Raw genomic sequence first — 6,262 nt, 5'->3', positions numbered from 1 at the left:
GGCGAGCGCCACCTCTCCAAGCCAGAGCAAGGGCACCCCAAGGGCGCGGTTGGCCTCCACGAGGAGGGACTGATCGCCCAGGCTCTGCCCCAGCTCGGTGAGGTGCTCCCCAACCTCCCGCGCCGCAATCAAATCGCCGCGGACGTGATAAATCCTGTATAGGCCGTGCAGCACCGGGAAAAGCTGGGGTGTGAGATCGATGTCGCTACACAAGGCCCTTGCCCGAACGTACGCCTGCTCCACCTCTGGCGCGGCATAGCCCCTGGTCGCCATCAGCGCCGACCCGAGCGCCAATTGCAGTTGCAACTCGCGTTGCGCGCGTTCGGTGGTGTCTGGAGAAGCCTCGAGCAGCTCCAATCCGCGGGCCAAATGACTGATCGCCTCAAGGTAAGCTGAGCGTTCCAGGGCTCGTGCGCCCGCCCTCTGGAGGTAAACGACGGCCTGCTCTTTCAGCCCAGCCTCCGCATAGTGATGGCCGAGCAGCTCGGGCTCGGTCTCCGCAGATTCTGGAAAATGCTCTTCCAGAACGGTGGCAATCCTCGCATGAAGCTGCTGGCGACGGCTCCGGAGCAAGCTGCGATAGGCCACCTCGTGCACGAGCGCGTGCTTGAAGCGGTAGGTCGCGTTCGGCGGTGTGCCACGGCAGAACACGAGTTCCGAGGCGCACAATCCCTTCAGTGCATCCTGCAGTGTGGCCTCACTCAGCGGGGCGGTCATGGAGACCAAGTCGTAGGAGAACTCCCGACCGATGCAGGCGGCGATTTGCGCCACTTGCTTGACGGGAGCGAACCGGTCGAGGCGTGCCATGAGGCTGTCGTGCAGCGTGGCCGGGATCGCGAGCGGAGGCAGGGGACCGCTGAGAATGTAGCGGTCGCTTTCCTCAGCCAGCATCCCGGACTCAAGGATCGCCTTCGTCAGCTCCTCAACGAACAGCGGTACACCATCGGTCCGCGCCAAGACCTGCGCGAGCACTTCTGCGGGCAGGGCCTTGCCGCCCGTGAGCTGATCGACCATGGATGCGCCTTGGCGGCGCCCGAGGCGGCTGAGGGTCAGTAACGTGAGATGTGCGTGCCCAGTCCAGCGCGGGGAAAACTCGGGACGGCAGGTAATGAGCACGAGGATGGGCAGGGTCTGCACGCGCTCGATCGCCGACTCCAGCCATTCGAGCGTGGTTGGATCAGCCCAATGCACGTCCTCATATACGGCCAACACTGGGCGGTGCGCGGCCAGTCCCGTCACTTGATCCTCAAGCGCCTCGAAGGTGCGCCGCTTCTGCTGCTCTGGGCTCAACTCGAGCGGCGGATAGCGATCGGCGATCGGAATCGACAACAGCGCGGCAAGCAGCGGCACGGCTGCAGCGACGTCCGGCGTCGCCGCGGCGATGAGCGCCTCCAACTTATCGAGTTTCTCCAGCGGGCCGTCATCCCGGGCAAAGCCGGCGGCACGTTCGAGCAGATCGATCACGGGATAGAGCGGACTGGTCTGGTGGAACGGCGAACAGAAGTGACTTAACGGCGTGTAGGTGTCCCTGGCTAGGCTCTCGCGCAGCGCACGAACAAGGCGCGACTTGCCGATGCCGGGCTCGCCCGACAACAGAACGACCTGTCCCTCGCCATCACGGACCCGGGCCCACCGGTCGAGCAGCAGCGCCAACTCCTGCTCACGACCGACGAGCGGCACTAGACCCGTCCCGTGCAGAGCCTCAAAGCGATCCTCCGCAGCGCTTTGGCCGAGGAGGAAGATGCGCAGTGGCTCGCCAAAGCCAGCCAGCTGTCGCTCGCCGAGGTCTTCAACCTGGAACAGTCTGCCGAGGAGCCGGCAGGTGCGTTCGGCAATCACGACCTGTCCAGGTTGGGCCAGCGCCTGCAATCGAGCGGCCAAATTCGGGGTCTCGCCGATCACGTCGCGCTCCTGAGCCTCCCCCGAGCCGACTAAATCACCGACAACGACGAGACCGGTCGCGATGCCGACGCGCGCGGCCAATGGTTGGCCGTCCGGAGATGCGAGCTCAGCTACGGATTGAGTGACGGCGAGGCCCGCCCGGGCGGCCCGCTCCGCATCGTCCTCGTGCGCTTTGGGCCAACCAAAATAGGCCAGGACCCCGTCACCCATAAACTTGGCGACATGCCCCTCGTAACACGCAATCTCGCCTGCGACCGTGTCCTGATAGCCGCGAATAATCTTGCGCATCTCCTCAGGATCGAGCCGCGACACCAGCGCAGTCGAGCCGACCAGGTCGGCGAACATCACCGTGACCTGGCGCCGCTCGGCCTCAGAAGGTGGCAGGGCTGTCCCGGGGACCGCGGGGGGCGGTGAGGTCGTGGGAGGGGTGGTCGCCGGAACTGAGCCGACGCGCAGAGCAGTAATCGCCGCGAGCAACTTGCGGCGATGGCCGATCGAGGTGACGCCGAGCTCCGTCAGGTCGTCGGCCGTTAGGTCGGCGAGCACGTCGGCATCGATGTCGTTCTCGCGGAACGCCTGCGCGTACTGTCCCAGCCCTAAACCACTCAGCCAGACCGCGATGTCCATGGGCTCCTCCCGGACTCACCGTTCTCAGAGCGCTAGGTGCTCCAGCCTACCTCAGAATGGCGTGCGGCGGACGCGGTGAAATGCCACGAGCTGACTGCGGCGGACGGGGCAGCTTCTGGCCGGAAGCCGAAGAGCCGTCAGGCCATGGCAACGTCGGCTATTGAAGCCAGACCGGCCGATGAGAAGGCTCGAGCTGAACCGCTGCTTTTGACCCACTAGCGACATTAGGTGGGAGGTCCCTGTCAAGGCATGGGGCGGCGGCCTGATCGGCCCGAAGGATCCGCTATCCGGCACCGTCTTCGCCGACTTCCCGGCCGCGCCGAAGCGGCTACATCGCCCGTTTCATTTACTGCGTCGGCAGAACCAAAACGCGAGATTGGGTTGCATTCATAGAGAAGATCCCCTCGATTTCGAGACGCATGGTGTCGCGGCATTCGCACGCCAGCGCTGCGAGCCGCGAAGGGTCGATCTCGATTTCGCCTCGCCGTTCAGATATGATCGCTCCGGAAGCGCGCAGATTCCGCATCAGGAGCGTCACCGTCGTTCGTCGCACACCCAGTATTTGCGAAAGCGCCTCCTGGGTGAGCGGGAGGACGTCGTGGTCGACGCGGTCGCGAAGATGGAGCAGCCAGCGCGCCAAGCGGGCTTGGACCGGATGCAGCGCATTGCAGGCCCCGCCGATTTGTAGCTGTATCAGCATCGCCTTGAAGTGAATCTGGACTGCGTGACGGATCGCGGGGCTCCGGCTAAAAGCGGCGTGGAATCGCGATGCGGGGATCCGCGAGGCGGTGCCCGCGGCACGAACGATGGCGGTAACGGCCGCAGGAGACGGCCCGAGCACGGAAAGAGTGCCTACTGCTCCCTCGCGCCCTATTGCGGCGCTGGCGACCGTCTGCCCATTCGCCATGTCGATCATCACAGAAATGGCGCCACTATGAGGGAAGAGGACGTGCTCGGTCTGGTCACCCGCCCGCGAGACGACCGCGTCCCGATCGAGCGCGACCATCTCTAGGTCGGGTGCCAGCAGATCGAGATCCGCCGCCGGTAGTGCTGCCAAAAGTCGGTTACCAATCCCGCTGGGAAGCGTCACTGTAGCCCGCCGCGAACCATCCGCCGCATCGCATTTCGAGCGGCATAGGGCGGCAACCTCGAACTTTGTTTGAATCCGCCTACGCTTCGCGCCCCGAAATCCAATTCAGCTGCGGAAGCTCTCAATGTCAAAAATTGAACTCCAAACACACTCGCAAACACACGCGATCGCCAGGCGAATTTTTGTCTCGCAGGATCATTGAGCACTTAGATTCCAGCGCTACGGGGCACAATTGCAAAATGCGTATGGGTAACATCATAGGGAGTTCCAATTTCCGGGGCACGGCAAACGCCGCGGCGTGAGCGCGAACTATGCCCCGGACCGCGATCGTCGCGTTCTGCACGATGATGTGCACAAGCTACTGCAAGCTGGCGTCTTGGAATTCCGCCAGCACGCCCCGCCGAGACAGACGATGCGCGGCATTCTCCACGCATGCCGACGAGGTGGTCGTTTGGTCCGAAAGCGGCACCTTTTTTGACCTCGCGCTATGTCCGCATTGCGTTCGTGATGCGCAGCAAAGTGGACACTCGCGGTCCATTTGATCTCCGCCTTCCCTTGACGAACTACAGATCAATCCGTCAGCAGATCATAGTCCCGGCGCAAAACAGTTTGGACGTGAACCGCGGCGCGCGCGGCGGTATTGGCATCTGCCTCGCCCGCTACGATCACACAGAGCGACCAGTTATTTTCAGCGTGCTTTGCAACGCGATTGATCGCTATTTCCATGACGTTATGACAGCCGGGCTGCTTTCTCACTTCTAACAACGCTCGACGCTGCAATTCCTGGATTGAAACGCGGATCTTGGGCATAGGGCTCGCTCGGAAATCTTACTGGTTGGGGGCCGCGCCCTATACTTAACAGAACGAGCGCAATTCGGGTTCCACTTGCGAGAGGCACGAACCTTCGATCGCAAGCTTGGCACCCGATATTCTGCTGCAGCTGACACTCGCGATGTCAGCTCATCGGGGTAAAGTGGACTTCGCAACAGAGCGCGCCCAAGTCCGAAAATGACCCAGAGCTGACTTGCTCAGGTGTGTTTCTGGAGCGAGTGGAATTCGCACTGTCTGAGATTACATACGCAGCAGCGCGAACTCGCGAGCGCGTCAAGGCGGAGAACTGCGTTTCACTTCTCTTTCTCTTCCGATTGCTCCCGCTCTAGCTCTCCGATCAGCTTCCCAATCCGCTGCGTGGTCGCGGGATCGTTCGCGCCTCGTAACAAGCGCTTGGATTGTTCCAAGCGAACGGCGATTTGCTCTTGGCGAGCGAGTTGATCTGACATCATTTGTTTGCCTCTGCAGAGTCAGACGATTGGCGAGGCTAATGGTTCAAATCTATTTGGTGCCCGGTGCACACGGGGGYTCCGTCCAGCGCCATCCGCTGAGGGACACACGCGCCCCAGCAGTTGAGCGCGCTGTCAGGCTGGTGGACTCTCGTAAAAATCCCGCTCCGGATGGCTGTTGGAGATCTGAGGCGAGCTTCCGCCCGGCTCCCCGTACCTAGATGGTGATCGACTTATGGGTCGCGTTGGATCTCGGGTTTGTCGTACAAAACGGCGTTCAGCAGCGAGCTATTGACCTCGATCTTTCCGTTGTAGTTGATCAAGCCGAGCTTGCGAAACTTGTTCATAAAGAAACTGACGCGGGATCGGGTCGTTCCGATCATCTCGGCCAATGTTTCCTGGCTGATGTTGGGGCTGATCAGTTGAGGGCTCCCCTCCTTCCCGAAATTCGCCAGTAGGAGAAGCAGGCGCGCCAGCCGCTTTTCACTGGAGTTGAAGAGCTGGTCGATCAAATCCTCTTCGATCCGACTGTTTCGGGTTAGCAGGTAGCTCATGAACAATTCGGAGAACTTAGGCTGGTTGCGCAGCGCTGCCAGCATGGCGATTTTCGTGATGGCCGTGATCATGCAAGACTCTATCGCCGTCGTTGTCGCAATCCGCAGCGAGTGACCGTTCATGCAGCCTTCGCCAAAGAATTGGCCTGGCTCCAAAATACCGACAACAGCTTCCTTGCCTTGCTCAGATATGACGACAACCTTCACCCGCCCCTTCTGGATGTAGAAGATCGTGTTCGCCTCGTCACCCTGCGAGAAAATGACGTCGCCCTTGCCGAACTCAAGGATTGTCTTTCCCTTGCCCACGTTGGCGAGAAAGTCCCTCGGGTCAAACGGTGTATTGGTCCTGCCGGCCATGCCGATTTTAGTCCTCATCCACGTCCACTTCGGCCTGCCGCCTAAAGGCGGCGCCAATAAACCCCGGACGGAAAGGCCCTTCGCCACGTTCATTCGGAGCGCCATTTCGCGCCTCGGCGAAGCGAGCGTCGGGACTAGGCCGATCTCCGCCATCGGCAACTAAATCACGGCTTTGAACTTACCAGTCGTTTTGCATTCCGAACACTCGAAGATGCGGACTTCGTGACCAGGCTGGTCGGGTTCAATGCAAACGAGCCGCATAGGCTTGCCGCACCTCAAGCACGGATGAATTCCGAAATCGGCGCTATTGTACAGTGGGTTTGGCTGGATAGATGACATCTGCGTTCCCCGAGTTAGGCATTACCGATCTCTCCATCGCCGATAACTGCCTGTCGGCGGCGATGGACCCAGTCTGGCTCAACTCATGCCGGCGCGGTTTGTCAATATTGACC

General features: G+C 61.3%; 4 protein-coding genes. All 4 read right to left on the bottom strand.

What is annotated here, in order from left to right; translation table 11 throughout:
- Positions 1–2,529: adenylate/guanylate cyclase domain-containing protein (locus tag AC1D00_RS21795; RefSeq protein WP_477012081.1), on the bottom strand; the 2,529-nt coding region annotated here is incomplete at its 3' end.
- A gap of 346 nt (positions 2,530–2,875) precedes the next feature.
- The gene (locus tag AC1D00_RS21790) at positions 2,876–3,619 is read right to left on the bottom strand and encodes a Crp/Fnr family transcriptional regulator (RefSeq protein WP_135179214.1); all 744 of its coding nucleotides are present in this window, start codon (positions 3,617–3,619) and stop codon (positions 2,876–2,878) included.
- Positions 3,620–4,189: 570 nt separating this feature from the next.
- Positions 4,190–4,429, bottom strand: coding sequence for a hypothetical protein (locus tag AC1D00_RS21785; protein WP_167771605.1), 240 nt, complete (start codon positions 4,427–4,429; stop codon positions 4,190–4,192).
- Between the two features lie 703 nt (positions 4,430–5,132).
- Positions 5,133–5,810: a Crp/Fnr family transcriptional regulator gene (locus AC1D00_RS21780; RefSeq protein ID WP_135179226.1), complete on the bottom strand. Its 678-nt coding sequence runs from the start codon at positions 5,808–5,810 to the stop codon at positions 5,133–5,135.
- Positions 5,811–6,262: the final 452 nt, after the last annotated feature.

It is taken from the genome of Bradyrhizobium sp. P2_E8, from assembly GCF_056403875.1.
This window is presented reverse-complemented; position numbering and strand designations above follow the sequence as displayed.